This is a genomic window from Turicibacter sanguinis, from assembly GCF_013046825.1.
GTDB classification, from domain to species: Bacteria; Bacillota_I; Bacilli_A; order MOL361; family Turicibacteraceae; genus Turicibacter; species Turicibacter sanguinis.
This window is the reverse complement of record NZ_CP053187.1, coordinates 342,941-363,306: the sequence shown is the minus strand read 5'-3', so window position 1 is coordinate 363,306 and position 20,366 is coordinate 342,941. Positions and strand designations below refer to the sequence as shown.

The 20,366-nt window shown below is 34.4% G+C and carries 20 protein-coding genes; 19 read left to right on the top strand and 1 reads right to left on the bottom strand.

Annotated elements, in window-relative coordinates; translation table 11 throughout:
* Positions 1-96: 96 nt before the first annotated feature.
* The 3 genes from HLK68_RS01910 to HLK68_RS01900 all read left to right on the top strand — a co-directional run bounded on the left by HLK68_RS01910 (position 97) and on the right by HLK68_RS01900 (position 2,522).
* A complete protein-coding gene (locus tag HLK68_RS01910; protein ID WP_132942981.1) occupies positions 97-594 on the top strand; it encodes a sigma-70 family RNA polymerase sigma factor in 498 nt (165 codons plus the stop codon).
* 3 nt (positions 595-597) lie between these two features.
* Complete coding sequence (locus tag HLK68_RS01905) at positions 598-1,044, top strand: hypothetical protein (RefSeq protein WP_132942982.1); 447 nt, start codon at positions 598-600, stop codon at positions 1,042-1,044.
* Between the two features lie 464 nt (positions 1,045-1,508).
* Positions 1,509-2,522, top strand: a complete 1,014-nt coding sequence (locus HLK68_RS01900; protein ID WP_132942983.1) for an LCP family protein — start codon at positions 1,509-1,511, stop codon at positions 2,520-2,522.
* Between the two features lie 37 nt (positions 2,523-2,559).
* Here the strand turns inward: HLK68_RS01900 and galU are convergent, their stop codons facing one another.
* Entirely contained in the window at positions 2,560-3,441 is an 882-nt protein-coding gene (gene galU, locus HLK68_RS01895) for a UTP--glucose-1-phosphate uridylyltransferase GalU (RefSeq protein WP_132942984.1), read from the bottom strand.
* Between the two features lie 208 nt (positions 3,442-3,649).
* Here galU and HLK68_RS01890 point away from each other — a divergent pair, with 208 nt between their 5' ends.
* From HLK68_RS01890 to HLK68_RS01810, 16 genes are all read left to right on the top strand, one after another.
* The gene (locus HLK68_RS01890) at positions 3,650-4,444 is read left to right on the top strand and encodes a metallophosphoesterase (RefSeq protein ID WP_132942985.1); all 795 of its coding nucleotides are present in this window, start codon (positions 3,650-3,652) and stop codon (positions 4,442-4,444) included.
* Positions 4,445-4,595: 151 nt separating this feature from the next.
* Positions 4,596-5,246 (top strand): CpsD/CapB family tyrosine-protein kinase, encoded by a 651-nt coding sequence (locus HLK68_RS01885; protein ID WP_132942986.1) that lies wholly within the window; start codon positions 4,596-4,598, stop codon positions 5,244-5,246.
* 238 nt (positions 5,247-5,484) lie between these two features.
* Positions 5,485-6,213 (top strand): YveK family protein, encoded by a 729-nt coding sequence (locus tag HLK68_RS01880; protein WP_132942987.1) that lies wholly within the window; start codon positions 5,485-5,487, stop codon positions 6,211-6,213.
* Complete coding sequence (locus HLK68_RS01875) at positions 6,188-6,928, top strand: CpsD/CapB family tyrosine-protein kinase (RefSeq protein ID WP_132942988.1); 741 nt, start codon at positions 6,188-6,190, stop codon at positions 6,926-6,928. Before HLK68_RS01880 ends, HLK68_RS01875 begins: the two co-directional genes overlap by 26 nt.
* A 32-nt stretch (positions 6,929-6,960) precedes the next feature.
* Entirely contained in the window at positions 6,961-8,871 is a 1,911-nt protein-coding gene (locus tag HLK68_RS01870) for a nucleoside-diphosphate sugar epimerase/dehydratase (RefSeq protein ID WP_132942989.1), read from the top strand.
* Positions 8,872-8,883: 12 nt separating this feature from the next.
* Positions 8,884-10,008, top strand: coding sequence for a DegT/DnrJ/EryC1/StrS family aminotransferase (locus tag HLK68_RS01865; RefSeq protein ID WP_132942990.1), 1,125 nt, complete (start codon positions 8,884-8,886; stop codon positions 10,006-10,008).
* A gap of 2 nt (positions 10,009-10,010) precedes the next feature.
* A complete protein-coding gene (locus HLK68_RS01860) occupies positions 10,011-10,607 on the top strand; it encodes a sugar transferase (protein WP_132942991.1) in 597 nt (198 codons plus the stop codon).
* A gap of 17 nt (positions 10,608-10,624) precedes the next feature.
* Positions 10,625-12,376 (top strand): NeuD/PglB/VioB family sugar acetyltransferase, encoded by a 1,752-nt coding sequence (locus HLK68_RS14500; protein ID WP_202983262.1) that lies wholly within the window; start codon positions 10,625-10,627, stop codon positions 12,374-12,376.
* 12 nt (positions 12,377-12,388) lie between these two features.
* A complete protein-coding gene (locus HLK68_RS01845) occupies positions 12,389-13,501 on the top strand; it encodes a glycosyltransferase (protein ID WP_132942992.1) in 1,113 nt (370 codons plus the stop codon).
* Between the two features lie 3 nt (positions 13,502-13,504).
* Positions 13,505-14,389 (top strand): glycosyltransferase family 2 protein, encoded by an 885-nt coding sequence (locus HLK68_RS01840; RefSeq protein ID WP_132942993.1) that lies wholly within the window; start codon positions 13,505-13,507, stop codon positions 14,387-14,389.
* Between the two features lie 12 nt (positions 14,390-14,401).
* Positions 14,402-15,457, top strand: coding sequence for an EpsG family protein (locus tag HLK68_RS01835; protein ID WP_132942994.1), 1,056 nt, complete (start codon positions 14,402-14,404; stop codon positions 15,455-15,457).
* A 14-nt stretch (positions 15,458-15,471) separates the two neighbouring features.
* Entirely contained in the window at positions 15,472-16,563 is a 1,092-nt protein-coding gene (locus tag HLK68_RS01830; RefSeq protein ID WP_132942995.1) for a glycosyltransferase family 1 protein, read from the top strand.
* Entirely contained in the window at positions 16,560-17,735 is a 1,176-nt protein-coding gene (locus HLK68_RS01825) for a glycosyltransferase (protein WP_132942996.1), read from the top strand. Before HLK68_RS01830 ends, HLK68_RS01825 begins: the two co-directional genes overlap by 4 nt.
* Positions 17,736-17,747: 12 nt before the next feature.
* Positions 17,748-18,785 carry a glycosyltransferase family 2 protein gene (locus HLK68_RS01820; protein WP_132942997.1) on the top strand — a complete coding sequence of 346 codons (1,038 nt, stop codon included), beginning with the start codon at positions 17,748-17,750 and terminating at the stop codon, positions 18,783-18,785.
* 6 nt (positions 18,786-18,791) lie between these two features.
* Positions 18,792-19,952 carry a CDP-glycerol glycerophosphotransferase family protein gene (locus tag HLK68_RS01815; protein ID WP_132942998.1) on the top strand — a complete coding sequence of 387 codons (1,161 nt, stop codon included), beginning with the start codon at positions 18,792-18,794 and terminating at the stop codon, positions 19,950-19,952.
* Positions 19,939-20,358 (top strand): adenylyltransferase/cytidyltransferase family protein, encoded by a 420-nt coding sequence (locus tag HLK68_RS01810; RefSeq protein ID WP_132942999.1) that lies wholly within the window; start codon positions 19,939-19,941, stop codon positions 20,356-20,358. The genes HLK68_RS01815 and HLK68_RS01810 overlap by 14 nt, the downstream gene beginning before the upstream one ends.
* Positions 20,359-20,366: the final 8 nt, after the last annotated feature.

Genomic DNA, 20,366 nt, shown 5'->3' with positions numbered 1-20,366 from the left:
GGCGATTTCATCGCCTTTTTGACGAACTAGAAAACGGTTACAATGCTTGGTATAATTTTCTTGTGGCAAAAATTAAACCTAACAGGGGGAATAATCATGGAAAAGCAATTCGAACATTGGTATGAAGAAAAGTTATATCTTGTTTATGGGGCAATGAAAAAATTGCATCTTAGAGGGGATTTAGATGAATTTTATCAAATTGGGTTGGTAGCACTTTGGGAAGCTTCACTTCGTTATAATGAAGAAAAAGGAGAATTTGATCATTTTGCTTACTCTTATATTATTAATCGAATGAAGACATCGCTGACAAGAATGACTAAATATCAAGAACGAATTTGCTTAACAGAGGATCACTTTCTAGAAACTTATGAAGAAGAGTTTTCTAAAAGTGAGAACATTATTAATGATTTAATCATGGAAAATTATTTACGTTATTTAACGAAAAATCAACAAGAGGTTATTAGGGAACGTTATATTAATGATTATTCAGTTGAAGAGACAGCAAAACATTTAGGGATTAGTGTGAACGCAGTTAAAAATCGTACTCGAGATGCGCTGAAGAAGTTAAGAAAGATTTTGAAGGGGGAAATGTAAAAGATGGGGACTATTAAACCAACTCCTGCTGAGATTTGTACTACTTTTATGGAAACGATTCTTTGGCACTTAGTCGATCCAACAGCAGAAATTTTAAATCATTCTTTGCTTTGTGCTCAGTCAGGCCTTAAACTTAGTGCCAAAGATTCTGTCAACCATCTTAAAAATTTATGGATGATTTGTAAGGAATGCGGTTGTCCTAATCTAACTGTCATGGTGTTTAATAAAAAGAGCCACTTACCCGGTGATTGGTATTTTAATGTGTTTGAATCGATTAATCCAGAGATTCGGTATCATAGAGCTCAACATGTGAAAGAAGAGCTTTTGAAGGTAGAGGCATATTTGGATTGGGATGAGATTGCAAAGAAGTATTGTTTGAGTGAATCATTAATTTTTAGGTTAACGGCAAGAAAGCGTAAGCTTCAACTTTTAAAGAAAGTTAGAGATTAATTAAAAAGAGGATGAAATAGAGTTAAGGTGTTATCACGTTTGTGATAGCATCTTTTTAGTTGATAGAAAACTTGATTTGAGACGAAGACGTTAAGTGAATAAGGTTACACTGACTTACAGTATCTCATTTAAACAAGTTAGAACTAAAGCCGTATTCAGTTGAAGTCAAAGGTTTCATAACTAAATTATTATTTTGACTATTTTATGAGAAGATTAGCACATGTGATGAGTCGACTATTGAATGTCATTCGAATTTACAGGCGATCAACATTTTTGTTGTAATTTTAGATTCGTAATCCTATGTTTAGCACCAACCATTCTTAGAAAAAAGTATTTAAAATTGAATTAAAGAGTGATAATGATTTTATAAAACGTTTAAAATTTTGAAAAAATAATGTAAACAATCTTAATGTGTAAAATATTGTGATAAAATAGGAATGGATAGAAAATTAGGGGATGATTTTATGAAAAAATTTGGGATAACATTGGCGATTATTTTAAGCATACTGATGCTCTTAATAGGTGGTGGATTTATATTCGCAAACTATGTCATTAACTCTACGCTTGATCAGATGGTGATGACGGAGAGTATAACAAAAGAAGAGGCAGGGATTACTGAGCAAATCATTCAAAAAGAAGAAGAATCAAAAGTGGTCAATATTGCGGTATTTGGTCTCGATCAAAATGGTGATGGATCGGATGGGCGTAGTGATGCGATGAAGGTTTTATCTTTAGATACTGAAAATAAACGCGCGGCTGTAACATCTTTACAGCGTGATACACTTATCTATATTCCAGCAGAGGTACAAGATTTTGATAAATTAAATCATGCTTATGCTTATGGTGGGGCAAAGCTTGCCATGCAAACCATCAATTACAATTTTGATTTAGATTTAACACGCTATGTCTCATTTAATTTTGACGCAATTGAAAAAATAGTTGATATAGTTGGTGGGGTTGAAATCGATGTCAAAGAATCTGAAGTTCCATATGCTCGTGATCAAATTAAATCGGCAGGATTACAAAACTTAAATGGTGCGCAAGCCATGGCTTATATGCGTATTAGATATGCAGATAGCGATTACGTTAGAATGGAGCGCCAAACAACTGTGATGAAAGCAATCTTCGCTAAAATGAAACAGACACCATATACACAATTATTAACCCTGTTAAATGAGACACTTCCTTATATTGAAACCAATCTTTCAAAAGATGAAATCATTAATTTAGGGCTTGATGCTCTTAAAATAGATCTTGCTAACATTGAACAATATCAAATTCCGACTAATGGATATTCAGATATTAACCATAGCGTTAGTTACAAAGGATATAGCCCGTTATATGTCATGAATAGCTATCAAACGATTGTTAAAGAACTACACCAAAATATTTATGGAGATGAAAATTATCAACCATCAGACACTGTTTTACAAACTGAAACAGCTATTTATGAAAAGTTTGGATATACAAATAAATAAAAAAATGAGGAACGATCATCTGTCGTTCCTCATTTTTTTATGCCATTAATTCTTTTAAATAAGCTTCTACTTGGTGTTTTAAGTCTTCGCGGCTTAAGGCGAAGTCGATCGTTGCTTTAATGAAGCCGAATTTGTCTCCGACATCGTAACGATTTCCTTCGAAGTCGTAAGCGTAAACCGCTTGGCGGTCCATTAAGCGGTCAATCGCGTCTGTTAATTGGATTTCTCCACCTGCTCCTGGTTCTTGCGTTTCTAACATTTCGAAGATTTCAGGTGTTAAGACGTAGCGTCCCATCACGGCTAAATTAGATGGCGCCTCTTCTTGTTTTGGTTTTTCAACCATTCCACTTAATTTCACTAAGCGTCCATCTGGTTTAGATGAAGTAGATGGTTTCATGATTCCGTATTTTGAGACGTCCTCGTCAGCAACGGATTGAACTCCCATGATTGAGCATCCATTCTTTTCGTAGGCACGAATTAATTGCCCTGTTGCTGGGTTTTCTTCGTTTACGACGATATCGTCTCCTAAAAGGACAGCAAAGGGTTCATCACCGATAAACGTTTTAGCACATAAAATGGCATGCCCTAAACCTTTCGCTTCTTTTTGACGAATGTAGTGAATTTGAGCCATATTTGAAATGCTTTGAACCATTTCTAACATGTCTTGTTTCCCTTTTTTAGCTAATGTATCTTCAAGTTCATATGATTTATCAAAGTGATCTTCAATTGAACGTTTAGTTGAACTAGTGACAATTAAAATTTCTTCAATTCCTGAAGCAATCGCTTCTTCAATAATGTACTGAATCGTTGGCTTATCAACGATTGGTAACATTTCTTTTGGTTGTGATTTTGTTGCAGGTAAGAAACGAGTTCCAAATCCTGCAGCGGGAATCACGGCTTTACGTACAGGCTTTCTCATAAAACTTATCTCTCCAATCCCATATTCAAATATTTCGTAAAAATCCCTATTTTTTTACAAAAATACTCTTTAAATTATATCATATTTGAATAAACGATAATATAAAAACTTTAATATAAAGCGTTTTAATGAACAGTGGCACTTTTCTATGAATTTTGTAGGACTTGTTTTTTTATAATATAGTTGACTAATAAAAAAGGAGGGGAAAATGGGAGAATTTAAGGTGATGGTTTGTAGTTTATGTATAGGAATCATGGGGATTTATTTATTTAATGAATTCCTAAATCTTTTTCCAATCGTTCGAAAAGAAGTCATCTATATTGAAGACTTACCAGATGAATTTGAAGGATTTACAATTTTACAATTTAGCGATTTACATGGAAAAACCTTTGGACGGGACCAATGGATTCTCACAAGACTCATTAACAAGCAATCGTTTGATATGATTGCCATTACAGGAGACGTTGTGGATCGACATAATCCTGATTTAACTCCATTTTTTGATGTGTTAGAAGGGATTGAGTCAGATGCACCACAATTTTTTGTGAAAGGAAACATTGATTCACTCGAGGATGTGGAAATTATTCGGCAACATGGTTTAGAAATGTTAGATGAACCGTACGTTTTTAATCGCAATGGGAAAGAGCTACTGATTAAACAATACGTGTGGAATACCGTACTAGGTGATGAATTCGATGACAAAGTGGTTATTGGTCTTGGACATGAGCCACTCCCTCAAAATCTTGGCTATGATTTGATACTCGTAGGTCATTATCATGGGGGACAAATTCGGATTCCGGGATATGGAGCTATTTTTATTCCAAATATTGATGGTCAACAATGGTTTCCTGACCAATCAGACGTCATGGGTTTAAAACAATTTGAAGGGTATAGCCAATATACAACAGCGGGCCTAGGCGCGAGTGCCTCTAGTAAATGGCTTCAAAAGCGATGGTTTAATCCACCAGAAATCAATTTAATTACTTTAACTAACCAAAAATAAGTAGCAGACCACTTAGTAAATGGTCTGCTTTTTTTTGGGTATTTTTTTAATAAAGTATTATTTAATGATTGACTGACATATATATAACTTCAGATAAGTTTTAATCGTTCTAATAATAGACATAAAACTAATTTGATTGGAGGAAGAATCGATGAAAAAGTCGCAAAAAATAACTAAAGAATATAGGCATGCTTCGGAATATTATCGTACATTACGTACGAATTTACAATACAGTGCTTTAAATGAGAAACATAAAATATTTTTATTTGTCTCGTATGAACTCAATGAAAAAATGGGATCCATCATCAGTCAACTCGGCTTGATGTTTGCTAAAATTGGTCAGCGCGTATTAATTGTAGAGGGAGATTTATACCGTCCTCGTTTACATCGCTTTTTTCAACTGAACAAAGAACCGGGGATGAGTAATGTATTATTAAATGAAATTCCCATAGGAAAAGCCATTACTGAAATTGAACATAATCTTCATGTGTTACCATCGGGACCATTAGTCCCTCATCCGAATGTGGTTATCGGTTCGATGAAAATGAATTCATTATTATCTCATTTAAAAACTAACTATGATGTTATTTTAATGACAAGTCCTCCAATGTGCTTTGTGAATGATGCAACGATTCTTTCGACTCACTCAAGTGGGGTTTTATTTTTAATAGAGGAAGGTAAATCAAAAATAGGAAAAGTAAAACTGTGTCAAAAGCAATTAAATCAAGTCAAGGCGAATGTAATAGGAACTATTTTTACAAAAAGCTCCATCAATTCTTCTTCTTATTACGATAACATATAAATTGTTACATATTTTACTAAAAAATATTAAATTCCCCTTTTTGACAATTTACAATAGTGAATTTTAACTAATCAAGTGAAAAAGATTACACTACACGTCGAATATCCCAATAAATATGATTCTTATTGATAATATGACACTATCTGACAGGCAAAATAAGATATAAATTTTACAGAAATGAATAAAATGAACATTTAGCCACACCAAGTTTAATTTTTAGAAATAGGGGGATAAAAAGATGCAAATAGCTGAAAAAGGAATTAATTTCTATGAGTACATTGATTTATTAAAAAAACGTTGGTGGCTCATCGTCCTATTAGGTGGTTTGTTAGCTGGATTAATGGGATACCGTACCTATAGTAGTTATGTTCCAGTTTATCAAGCGTCAACGACTTTATTAATGCACTATAAAAGCACAGGATTGACGACGAGTAGTCGTGATTTTTCTGTTGGAAGTAATGTGATCACAACATTTACTGGCATGTTAAATAGTCAGTCAGTGCGAACACAAATAGCTGAGGCAGTAGGTAGTGGTTCATTAGGAAGTATTAGTATCAGTGCTGGGGATGGATCACTCGTCAAATTATCGGTGACACATACAAATGCAGAGTCAGCTGCCAAAGTTGCTAATATCACAGCAGAAGTTTTAATGGATATGGTAAAGAAAATGATGTCTGATATTGATTTATCTGTCGTTGATGAAGCACGAGTCCCGTATGTGACATCAGGAATGAATTTAAATCGAAGTATTATGATAGGGGGCATGATTGGAGTTGTTTTAGCAATTGGAATCATCCTTTTATTAGAAGTTTTAGATACAACTTTTAAAACAGCAAAAGAAGTAGAAGATGAACTGGGCATTCCAATTATGGGAGTCATTCCAAATACTGATATTGAACTCTCAAAATATCGAGCACAAAAAATGATGGAGGGGAAAAAGGATGAAGCGAAAACAAGTCGAGCATAATGACGTTATTAGTTTGATTAGTCCAAAGTCTCCTGCTACTGAGGCCTATCGAACCTTATATACGAATATTCAATTCTCAGGATTAGATGAAACTATCAAAACATTGACGATTACAAGTCCAGGACCATCAGAAGGAAAGAGCACGACATCAGTTAATTTAGCCGTTGCTTATGCTCAAACAGGAAAAAAAGTCTTATTAATCGATGCTGATTTACGTCGTCCCAAATTACATAAGTTTTTTGACTTACAAAACTCACGTGGACTTACAAATGTAGTGGCGAGTCGTTTAGAAATTTCTGAAGTGGTACACGCAGTGAAAGAAAATTTAAGTGTCTTAACAACGGGCCCGATTCCGCCTAATTCAGTAGAACTTTTAAGTTCACGTGCTATGAATCATTTCTTTGAAAAAGCAAAAGAAACATATGATGTCGTGATTTATGATACGCCACCGGTTGGTGTTGTGACGGATGCAGCCTTACTTGCAACTAAAACAGATGGAACCTTATTAGTTGTAGCTTCGGGAAAAACGCAAATCGAGCTAACGAAACAGGCAAAGAATCATCTAGAAAAGGTCAATGCAAGATTACTTGGAGCCGTTTTAACGATGGTACCAGTGGAGTCTGCTCGTTATTTAGGATATCAATATTATACTTATACGCAAGAGGAACCTATGCGAAGAAAATCATTTGGTAAAAAAGCATTTGGAAGAAAATAAATTAAGAGAATTGAAAAGAGGTTGGGGGTTAGATGAAGAGCGAGACTGTGTTAAAAGGAATGTATTTAGGCCAAGTTTGGAAAATGAGTTTAATCTTTATTGATGTTTGTTTAATACAGCTTAGTACGTATCTCATCTTAAGTTTTAAATATGGGGTCAATTGGCCTATCTATTTTGGAGATGATTTTTTAAAAAGTGTTCTCCCTTATTCTATCTGTTTAGTCGGGTTATTTTATTTGTTTAAACTGTATAAAAGTTTATGGCAATATGCGAGTATTTCAGAATTATTAAATGTATTAAAGGCCTGTGTCATTGGGGGATTAATCTTATTTCTTGTTATTAACCCAATCTTGCATATTAATTTTGATGTGATTTTAATGCCAGTTTATATTTTACTGCTCGTTTTCTTTATCGGAGGGATTCGATTTGCTTATCGTGTGGTAAGACGCGATCGCCGATTTACTTTACAACTGCAACCTAAATCAAAGTGGAAAAATGTATTGATTGTCGGCGGAGGAGATGCCGGATCAACAGTGATTCGCGAGCTTCAAATCAATGAGGATGTAAAATTACGTCCGGTTGGGGTTATTGATGATGATAAAAGTAAGCAAGGTCGCACGTTACATGGGGTGGATGTCGTTGGAACGCGTCACGATATCGTGCGAGTCGTAGAAGAGAAGAACGTGGATGAAATCTTGGTTTCGATTCCATCGATGAATGGAAAAGAGATGAAGCAGATTCTTGATATTTGTCAGAAAACGCCGTGTAAATTGAAGACGATGCCGGGATTGTATCAGTTAATTAACGGAGAAGTCGATATTCGAAAAATACGAGATGTTGAAATTGAGGATTTACTTGGACGTGATCCGGTCGAAACAAACCTTGAAGAAATCAGTAACTTCATTCATGGTAAAGTGGTGCTAGTGACAGGAGGTGGCGGTTCGATTGGTTCTGAACTTTGTCGTCAGATTGCTAGTTTCAACCCGAAAACATTAATTATCGTCGATATTTATGAAAATTCAGCGTATGACATTCAAAATGAGTTAAAAGCGATGTATGGAAAAGGATTAGATTTAAAAGTTATCATCGCATCGGTTCGTGACTTTAGCCGTATCAGACAAATTTTTAATCAGTATCACCCACAGATTGTCTATCATGCGGCAGCTCATAAACATGTACCACTCATGGAAGCTAGTCCACAAGAAGCGATTAAAAATAATGTGTTTGGAACCTTAAATGTTGCTAAATGTGCACATGAATTTAAGGTGTCACGCTTTGTGTTAATTTCAACGGATAAGGCTGTGAATCCAACAAATATTATGGGAGCTTCAAAACGATTAGCGGAAATGATTATTCAAAGTTTAAATGAGCACAGCCGTTGTGAGTATGTCGCGGTTCGTTTTGGAAATGTGCTTGGAAGCAATGGGAGTGTGATTCCATTGTTTAAGCGTCAGATAGAAAATGGTGGCCCTATCACAGTAACACATCCTGATATTATTCGTTATTTTATGACAATACCAGAGGCTGTTGAGTTGGTGTTACAAGCTGGAGCAATGGCTCGTGGGGGCGAAGTCTTTGTTTTAGATATGGGAGAACCGGTTAAAATTGTCGATTTAGCTAAAGGATTGATTCGTCTGTCAGGACTCGAACTTGGAAAAGACATTGATATTAAATATACAGGGCTTCGTCCTGGTGAGAAAATGTTTGAAGAATTGTTGCTATCTGAAGAGGGACTATTAAAGACCGCGAATAAGAAAATATTTATTGGCCGTCCTCCAGTAGAAAGCTTTGAAAGGTTGCAACATCATTTGGATCAATTAAAATGTGTCCTTTCAGATGACAAGTTGGTTAGAGAGATGATGAAAGAAATTGTGACAACATATAAAGAGCCAGACCATCATTTTAAGAAAGAGTTAAATTTAGTCGTAGAGGATGTTAGTTAGGGAGAGATAAACATGGGGAAACGGATTTATTTAGCTTCACCTCATATGGGAGGGGCCGAGCAAGCTTATGTAGCTGAAGCTTTTGAAACGAACTGGGTGGCACCGCTTGGACCGAATGTTAATGAGTTTGAAAAGGAGCTCGCCCATAGAGTGGGAACTTCACATGCGGCAGCACTATCTTCTGGGACAGCAGCCATTCATTTAGGATTAAAAGCCCTTGGTGTTTCACCAGGTGATGTGGTGTTTTGTTCGACACTTACCTTTTCAGCAAGTTGTAATCCAATTATCTATGAAGGAGCAACGCCCGTTTTTATTGACTCGGAAATAAATTCTTGGAATATGTCACCAAATGCACTTCGCAAAGCGTTTGAAGATTATACACCAAAAGCTGTCGTGGTTGTCCATTTATACGGTCAAAGTGCTGATATGGATGAAATCAAAGCTATTTGTGATGAACATGGGGTCCCGATTTTAGAGGATGCGGCAGAATCATTAGGTGCAACGTACAAAGGCCAAGCTTCAGGAACACTCGGTGAGATTGGAATTTATTCGTTTAATGGCAATAAGATTATTACAACATCGGGTGGTGGTATGATGATTTCAAATCATCAGGCTCATGTTGAAAAAGCACGATTTTGGGCAACTCAGGCGCGAGAAGCCGCCCGTCATTATGAACATAAGGAACTTGGATACAATAACCGTATGAGTAACGTATTGGCAGGAATTGGACGAGGGCAACTACAAGTCTTAGAAACTCGAATTCAACAAAAGAAAGCCATCTTCAAACGATATGAAGAAGCCTTTAAAGAGATTGAAGGACTTAATATGATGCCAATTCGTGAGTACGGGGAACCAAATTATTGGTTAAGCTGTGCCATTTTAGATGCAGAGTGTCAGATTAAACCATTAGATATTATTTTGGCTTTAGAAGCTGAAAATATTGAATCACGCCCGATTTGGAAGCCAATGCATCTGCAACCGATTTTTAAAGATTATCCTTATTATATGGACGATAATCACTCAGTGAGTGAAGATGTTTTCAATCGTGGCCTTTGTTTACCATCTGATACGAAGATGACCATCGAAGAACAAGAATATGTTATCGAAATCATTAAGTCTTTATTTAAAGGGGAATAAGGATGCGAAAGAGAGTTTTTGATATTGTGATGAGTCTTGTTTTAATTATTTTATTATCGCCTGTTATACTGCTAGTCGCTGTTTTAGTTGGGATTAAGATGGGATGGCCCGTATTTTTTGTACAAGAACGTGTTGGGAAAGATAATCAAATTTTTAAAATCTATAAATTTCGAACAATGAGTAACTCGGTCGATAAAAAGGGGCAGCCATTATCAGATGAGATGCGTCTCACGAAATTTGGCCAATTTCTCCGTCAAACAAGTTTGGATGAACTTCCAGAGTTATTTAATATTTTAAAGGGAGAAATGAGTTTTGTGGGACCACGCCCACTGCTTGTTGAGTATTTGCTAGAATATGATGAGCATCAAATTAGACGTCATGAAATCAGACCTGGATTAACGGGATGGGCCCAAGTGAACGGTCGAAATTTGGTTTCTTGGGAGGAACGTTTTAATTTGGATGTCTGGTATGTGGACCATCGTCATTTTGGGTTAGATTTAAAAATCCTGTGGATGACCGTTATTAAGGTATTGAAGCGGGAGGGAATTAGCCAGGAAGGGCAAGTCACGATGGAGAAGTTTAAGAGAAGAATCGTCTAAGGGAAAGGGAGAATAAAATGAAACCTCTGTTGATTATTGGGGCAGGTGGTGTTGGACGCGAGGCAACGCTAATTGTTGAGGCAATTAATCGTGTTCATCCTACTTGGGATTTACTAGGTTTCATTGATGATTTTACAGCGGTCGGAACGGAATATAATGGGGTCTCTGTTCTTGGCCCATTAGATATTTTAACGCAATATAAAGGGCCGATTTATGTGGTATGTGCTATCGCTAATTATACAGTCAAAAAGAAAATCATCATGAAAATTAAAGAGTTTTATCCATGGGTGAAGTTTGCGAAGTTAATTCATCCGAAGGTGGATTTAAATCCATTCATGAGTATTGGAGAAGGATGTATCATTTATCAGCAGGTAATGATGACAGTTGATGTGATGTTGGGAGATCACGTCATTGTTTGTGCATCAACAGGCATTGGGCATGATAGTGTGATTAAAGATTATTGTGATATTTTATGGAATTGTAATATTTCAGGTCATGTGACTCTTGAAGAAGGGTGTTTTATTGGAAGTGGAGCCACAATTATTCAAGGATTAAAAATTGGCCCACAAACGAAGGTTGGAGCTGGAAGTGTTGTATTAAAGAGTACATATGGTTACTGTACTGTGGTGGGGGTACCTGCTAAAGTGGTTAGGGGAAAAAAGATGAAGAAAATATTGTATGTGACAACGGTTAGTCGAACGGTCAATGCTTTTTTAGTTCCCCATATTATGATGTTACTTGATCAAGGATACCTTGTGGATATTGCCTGTTGTGTTGATCAAGAAGTGAATGATATCTTGCTTAATCGAGGTGTGGAAGTTTATGATCTTCCATTTACAAGAAATCCGCTTGATCTAAGGAATTTAAAAGCATTTAGGAAATTATCAAAGATACAAAAAGAGAATAGGTATGAAACGGTGCATGTTCATACTCCGATTGCCGCGTTGTATGGAAGATTGTTAAAACTCAAATATCACACTTTAAAAACAGTTTATACGGTGCATGGATTCCATTTTCATCAAGGTGGCTCATTATCCGGGTGGCTGATGTATTATCCAATTGAGTGGGTGATGGCAAAGTTTACGGATCAGTTGATTACGATTAATGATGAGGATTTTGAGCGTGGAAAACGACTCGGAGTTCGAGCAACTTATAAGGTGAATGGTGTTGGCGTTACGGTGAGTGATTATCAGTTACGTGATTATGAAGCGAAGTTCAATCGATACAAGTATGATTTAGCGAAGGATGACTTTGTGATTTTGATGATTGCAGAGGTGAACAAAAATAAAAATCATCATCAGATGATTCAAGCGGTTGAATTATTGAAGCAAAGAGGAAAATCGGTTAAGGTGCTTTGTGCAGGTGAAGGATCGTTATTTGCTGAGGTTGTTGCTGAGGTGGAGAAACGCGGGTTATCAGACTGTATTCAGATGCTTGGCTATCGAACGGATATTAAAGAATTAATCGGGGTTAGCGATATTGGAATTTTGTTGTCATATCGTGAAGGATTGCCACGAAATATCATGGAATTAATGGCTTGTGGCAAACCTGTGATTGGAACGAATATTCGTGGGATTCGTGATTTAGTGATTGATGGAGAGACTGGATTCTTAGTACCTGTTGGAGATGCCGTGACTACTGCTAATTGTATTGAGAAACTGATGTCTAATGCTGAATTGGTAAGTGTGATGGGCGTTAGAGCGTTAGAAGAGGTTGAGAAATATAATGTGGAGTCAGTGGTCGGAGAGCTTAAAAAGATTTTAGTTTAGAGGGGGATGACGGTGGAGAAAGTACTACATATTTTACCGATGAATCAGTTAAGTGGCGCTGAAAAGATGGCACTGTTAATTTGCAAGCATTTAACAAAGTATGAGCCGATTGTTGTGACAGGTGGAGAGGTGTTAAAGAAAGTGTTTGAAAAGGAAGGCATTCAAGCGTATAGCATGAATTTTTCAAAAGCTAAACTTCCTTTAACGCTTCACCAATTAAAGCAAACGATAAAAGTTCATCAAATTAAATTAATTCATGCTCATGATAACACGGCTACGTTAGCGGCGTATTTAACAAAAAGATTGTATCGATTAGATGTGAAAGTTATTTCTCACGTCCATAGTTGTTACCCTTGGTTAATAGGGGATAATCTCAATAAAAAAATTGATTCTTATTTAAGACCACGTGTTGATTATAATATTTTGTGCGGGGAATTAGTTAAGGATCACTATGTATTAAACTCTGATTATTTTGATGAAGATAGCTCCTATATTTTATCTAATGCTATTGATACAACAGACTTAATAAAGCTTCCTCAAATTAATATTCAAAAAATTAAGAATTTTTATGGAATTCAAGAGAATGATTTTATATTCGGATTTATTGGAAGATTAACGGAAGCTAAGGGATTGATTCCTTTCATAAAAGAATTTGTGAACTTTAAAGGAAGATTTAATGATTGTAAAATCCTTCTTGTGGGAAGTGGTGAACAAGAGGGAGAGATTAAACAGTTAATTCAGGAACATTCTTTGCAAGAGTACTTTATTTTTACTGGTTTTCAGGAAGATATTAAACAATTTTATCAATTGATTGATGTTTTCTTTCTTCCTTCGGTTTATGAGGGTTTGCCAATGGTTATTTTAGAAGCAATGGTTAACTCATTACCCGTCGTAAGCATGAATGTTGGTAGTATCGGAGAATTACTGAAAGATGATAGAGGCGTATTAGTTTATCAGGGAGAGTATAAACAATTCATAGAAGAAATGATTAAACTTAAAAATCAAGTTCGAAAACGTTCTTTATTATCCAGAAGAGGTCATAAGTTTGTTTGTGAGAATTATGGGATAGCCAGCTATCAAGAAAAATTAGAATCATTATATGAAGTAGCAGTGATAGGGGGATAATTGATGAAACCATTATTAACAGTTTTTACACCGGCGTATAACCGGGCCTATACGCTATCTAAATGTTATGAGAGTTTAAAATATCAAACGAATCAAAGTTTTAACTGGTTGATTATTGATGATGGGTCAACTGATGATACAAAAGAGTTAGTGACTCAGTGGATGGCAGAAGGCTTGTTGAATATTACGTATCATTATCAAGAAAATCAAGGCATGCATGGAGCACATAACACAGCTTATGAGCTGATTGATACTGAGTTGAATGTTTGCATTGATTCGGATGATTATATGCCAATAGATGCAGTAGAAAAGATTGTTAACTATTGGAGTCAGCATCGAAGTGATTCATTAGCTGGCTTTGTTGGATTAGATGCTTTTGAAGATGGAACAATTATTGGAACAAAGTTACCTGTTGAAGTCCAGTCTGAAACCTTATTTAATTTATATCAAAAACATGGTGTTAGAGGAGATAAGAAAATCGTCTATCGAACAGATTTAACTAGAGATTACCCATATCCTTTATTTGAGGGAGAACGATATGTAGGATTGGCTTACAAGTATTATAAGATTGATCAAACGCATAAGCTTGGGTTACTAAATGAGGTATTATGTATTGTTGAATATCTACCTGACGGTTCATCAAATAGCATGTGGCATCAATATCGTAAAAATCCAAAAGGTTTTGCTTTTTATCGATTAGAGAATTTAAAGAATCCACAGGCCTCATTAAGTTACAAATTTAAAGAGTGTGTGCATTATGTTTCGAGTTGTTGCCTAATTAACAATAAATCTATTTTTCATGAGAATCCACAAAAGTTCCTTACTGCATTAGCTAGTCCTCTAGGATATGGATTATATCGAGTGATTTTAAAAAAGACATCCAATTAAAGGGGAATTATCATGCAAGTATTTTACACAACATTAATCGTAACATTTATTTTAGGTCTTATCACACGACTGACAAGTAATAAATATAAGTACATAAAATACTTTTTTGTGTTTGTCATCACTGCTATTTTCGTTGGGGTAGCGGGAAGTAGAACAGGGATTGGAGATACGTATTTTTATAAGCATACCTATGAATTGTTAGCTCAAAATCCTGTTTTACCAGAGGATGGTCGTGATATTGGTTTTGTTATTTTTCAGCTTATTTTAATTTCTATTTCTACAAATCCTCAGTTTTTAGTTTTTTTTACAGCTCTAATTACTAATGTTAGTACTGTTTTTACAATGTATCGCTACCATAATTATTTTGAGTTACAGTTATTTATGTTTATTACATCTGGTTATTGGTTGACAACAATGAATGGTATTCGGCAAGCGATGGCTGCGGCTATTTTATTTGCCTGTACACCATTAATTATAAAAAAAAAGTTTTGGCTATATTGTTTAATTGTTGTTTTATTGTGTAGTATTCATGAATCAGCACTCATTATGATTCCTTTATACTTTGTTGTACAAGAGAAACCATGGTCTAAAAAAATATGGATGATGATTGGATTTTTAGGAGTAGGATTAATCTTATATGATATTTTAGAGCCAATTATCTTTGAGATATTAGGAAATACAAACTACGGACATTATTCAGAGTTTGATGAAGGTGGATCGAGCTTTATTCGTGCATTTATTGGATTGCTTCCTGTCATAGGAGCCTATTTATTCAAAGATAAATTAGAGAAGGAGTGGCCTGAAAGCAAAATATTTGTCAATATGTGTTTAATTAATGGAATTATCTTATGTTTCTCAATGTATAATTGGATTTTTGCAAGGTTAAGTTATTATTTTCTACCTTATTCGTTTGTACTACTGCCGTATATTTTGATGAAATGGCCTAATTTAAAGCAGAAGCGATTATTATATTATGGATTTTTAGTCTGTTATTTTATTTTTATGTATTATGAGCAGGTGTTACAGGGATTAGGATCAGGGTATAAGAGTATTATTAGTTTATTTTAGGGGGGGGGAGGAAAATGAGGGTATTACATGTTGTTGGTGCGATGAATATGGGGGGAACGGAAACGATGCTAATGAATGTTTTTCGTTCGATTAATCGAAATGAGATACAATTTGATTTTGTTTCTTACAGTCCTAATAAAGCTTATTATGATGATGAAATTTTAAAGTTAGGTGGGCGCATTTTTCATCTTAATAAAACGACTTCGGTTAAGCAGCTGATGAAAGTTATTAAAGAGAATGGGCCATATGATGTTATTCATTCACATACGTTATTTCACTGTGGCATCGCTAATCTTGCTGGGAAGTTAGCAGGGATACCTGTTAGAATCGCTCATGCTCATACGACATTAGATAATCAGAGTAGTGTGATTAGGCGTACTTATATTAATCTAATGAGACAGGTCATTCATTTTTCATCAACTAATTTGTTATCGTGTAGTCAAGAAGCAGGAAAGTATTTGTTTGGAGAGAATAAGAGATATCTTTATTTACCTAATTTAATTGATTATTCGAAATTTATGATGATTGATAAAGCAGCAGTTAGTAGTTTTAAGAAGCAATATCATTTAGAAAATAGGTATGTGATTGGTCATATTGGACGATTTACAGAAGCAAAAAATCATATTTTTATGATTAATTTAATGGAAAAAATAGTTCAGATTAATTCAAATGCGTATTTAGTTTTAGTAGGGGAAGGATCTTTGAAGACTGATATTGAGTTTCTTGTTAAGGAAAAGAATTTAGAAAATCATGTTCTGTTTTTAGGACTCAGAGAAGATATTTCAACGATATTACATTGCTTTGATGTGTTTTTATTCCCGTCAATATTTGAAGGATTAGGATTGGTTTTACTTGAGGCACAGATGTGTGGTGTTCCTTGTATTGTTTCTGAGGCAATCCAACCAGAGGCAGATTTAGGATTAGGACTTATGAGTCAATTAAGATTGACAGACAATTTAGATTTATGGTGTGAACAAGTATTAAATCGATCATCTAGTAAATTAGATGATTCTCAGTCATTGATTTCGGCACTTTATGAAAAAGGGTATACAAAAGAACAGGTTGTTGGGAATCTGATGAATATTTATAAGGGAGAATCTGCATGAAAAAGAAGATCTTAATTGCCTCTTATGATTTAGAAGTTGGTGGAGTTGAAAGAAGTTTAATTAGTATGCTTGAACAGTTCGACTATGAGCAATTTGAAGTGGATTTATTACTATATCATCATAGCGGAGATTTCTTTCCTTTCTTAACTAATAAGATAAATCTACTACCACAAATTAATCAATTAGCCTCTTTTAGAAAACCAGTGGTTTATTTAATTAAAGAGGGGCACTTTCTCTTAGCTTTATCTCGAATTGGGGCTAATTTAAAGTCAAAATTAGAAGGGACTGATGGTGAAAGTGTGATTCAAATGCAGGATATGTGGAAGTATTCATTACCACTTTTAAAATCATTGGATCAAGAGTATGATGTCGCGATTAGTTTTTTATGGCCACATGATTATGTTGCATATAAGGTAAAAGCAAAAAAGAAAATAGCTTGGATTCATACGGATTATTCTAAAATTAGGACTGATATAAAGCGAGATTTAAAAGTTTGGAATCGATTTAATCATATCATTTCAATTTCAGAAGATGTAACAGCTTCATTCTTATCAAAGTATCCAAGTTTAGAAAATAAGATTTCATTAGTAGAAAATATTATTTCTCCGGATTTTATAAAAAATCAAGTGAATGAAGAAATTAAAGGATTTAATTCACAAGATTTTAATTTGGTTTCAGTTGGTCGACTTTGTTATGCAAAAGGTTATGATAATGCCATTAAAGCATTAAGAAAGTTATATGATGAAGGGTTAACTGATATTAAATGGCATATTATTGGATATGGTACTGATGAAGAAATGTTAAGAGCATTGATAAAAGAATATGGATTAGAGGATTCTTTTATTTTACATGGAAAGAAAATTAATCCATATCCTTATATGAAGGCTGCTGATCTTTATGTTCAACCATCAAGATATGAGGGAAAAGCCGTTACAGTAACAGAGGCTAAAATTTTAGGAAAAGCTGTTTTGATTACGAATTATGATACAGCTCATTCTCAACTTGAGCATGGAGTTGATGGATATATTACAGATTTATCAATTAATGGAATAGTAAATGGGATTAAATTGCTATATTCGAATTATGAGTTAAAAAATAAATTAGAGTTAATGACACAGAGAACAAATTACGGAAATAGTTATGAGTTACAAAAATTATATGCACTAATGTAGGTGAGAATTATTATGAAGCTACCGGTTGTTAGTATTGTTGTTCCAATCTATAACGTTGAAAATTATGTACGAAAATGTATCGATAGCATTATTTCTCAAACTTATCAAAATATTGAGATTATTTTAGTTAATGATGGATCAACAGACCAAAGTGGTCAAATCATAAGTAGTTATTTAGAGGTGGATAAACGAATCCGTATTTTTCATAAAGAAAATGGCGGCTTATCCGATGCGCGTAATTATGGTATGCGCTATATAACTGGGGAGTATGTTTTATTCGTTGATAGTGATGACTGGATTGATAAATCTTTTGTAGAAAGCTTAGTCAATGTTAGTTTAATAGAAGCTGCTGATATTGTTCAGTGTGGTTTTTATTATACTTATGATGAATGTCTAGAATACGATAATCGTTGGTTTAATGAAAATGATCCATATTACGTGCTAAATCATCATGAGGCAATGAAAGAATTAATTCAAAATGAAAGAATTAAAAATTTTGCATGGGGAAAGTTATTCAAAGCTTCTTTATTGCATGACATTCCATTTGAAAAGGGTGTTTTGTTTGAAGATATCTTTTGGATGCATCAAGTTTTTGCTCGGATAGAAAAATATGTTTTGATTCATCAACCTTTATATTTTTATCGACAACGGATGGATAGTATTGTTGCCCAGTATAGAATAAAAAACTTAGATTTGATAAGAGGACAAATAGAACGAAAAGAGTTTGTCGTTAATTATTATCCAAGTTTAATATCCGAGCAAGATAAAATCATTGTTCAATCAATGTTGATTCATTTTAATTTATTATCAATGAATGAGACACAAGACCGAGAGAAGGTTTATCGAACAAAATTAAAAGATTATTTAAGAATGAATCAACAGTCGCTATTCGAGAGTATTAAAAATGATAGACGGTTATATTGGCAATTAAAAATATTCTTAATAAATCCAAACCTGTTACAGGTTGAAAGGTTGATTAACTATAGTTTAAGAAAAATAGGGATTATTGAAGATTATAAGGAATTGAAGAAGATAAGTTTTGGGGGATAGGAAGTTATGAAAAATCAGGTTAAAGATAGTGTCCATAAAATATTAACTAATGTTTGTCAGGCTCTTCCTATCAAACAGAATAAGATTTTTTTCGAAAGTTACTATGGAAGTCAGTATGGATGCAATCCAAAGTATATATCGGAATGGATAACTAATCATACATCAGGTAATGAATTTGATGTTGTTTGGTGTTTAAATAATCCAATAGACATTACAGGGGTAAGGGTTGTTCGAAATAGAAGTTTGAGATATTTTTATGAGTTGGCAACGGCTAAAGTTATTGTGACTAATTTTAGAACAACAATCGATTTTAAGAAAAGAATGGATCAATACTATATTCAAACTTGGCATAGTTCATTAAGACTAAAGCAGATTGAAAAGGATGTTGAAGAATCATTATCAAAACAATATATTCACATGGCCAAGATGGATTCTCCGAAGATTGATTTGTTATTGTCTGGATGCCAGGTTAGTACGGAAATTTTTAATCGAGCTTTTTGGTATAAAGGTGAGATTTTTGAAGCAGGAAGTCCAAGAAACGACCTTTTTTTTATGAATAATGTTGCATTATTAGAGAAGATAAAAAATAATTTAGGAATTTCACTCGAAACTAAGATTGTTTTGTATGCCCCAACTTTTAGAAAGAATCCTCGTTTGGATTATTATCAGTTAGATTTTGGAAATTTAACGACAGATTTAAACGAACGATTTGATGGAGAGTGGGTTTGTTTAGTTAAATTGCATCCGCATTTAATGAATTTTTCAAAACAATTGACTGAGGGAGCAAATGTTTTAGATGTGACTGATTATCCAGATATTCAAGAATTATTGTACATATCAGATGTTTTGATTTCTGACTATTCATCTTTAATGTTTGATTATGCTCTAACCAAACGACCTTGTTTTTTATATATGAGTGACTACAAAGAGTATACAAGTCATGATCGAGGTTTATATTTTGATTTATTATCATTACCATTTATCTCGGTTTTTAATCAACAGGAATTAAGCCAGGAAATTCATCAGTTTAATCAGGAGAATTATGAACAAGAAGTGGTTAGATTCTTAAATCAAGTCGGTAGTTTTGAAGATGGAAGGTGCTGCGAAAGAGTGGTAGAGAGAATTCGTGAAGTTTGTTATGGAGGGACAACATGTGAAAAAATATAAAGTAGGGTATACGACAGGGGTTTTTGATATGTTTCATGTGGGGCATTTAAACATTTTGAAAAGAGCTAAAGAACAATGTGAGTATTTAATTGTTGGGGTTAGTACAGATGAGTTAGTGATGGGGTATAAGCATAAGTTACCGATTATTCCGTTCGAGGAGAGGGCTGAGATTGTTCAATCGATTGAATTTGTTGATTTAGTTGTGGCTCAAAAAAGTCGAGACAAGATAGCTGCTCAACATAAATTGCAATTTGATGTGATGTTTGTAGGCGATGATTGGAAAGGGAAACCATTGTTTATGGAGGTCGAAAAAGAGTTTAAAAGAATTGGCGTTGATGTGGTGTACTTCCCATATACAAAGAATACATCGTCAACTATTTTAAGAGAGAAGTTGATGGCGATATAGGGGGATGT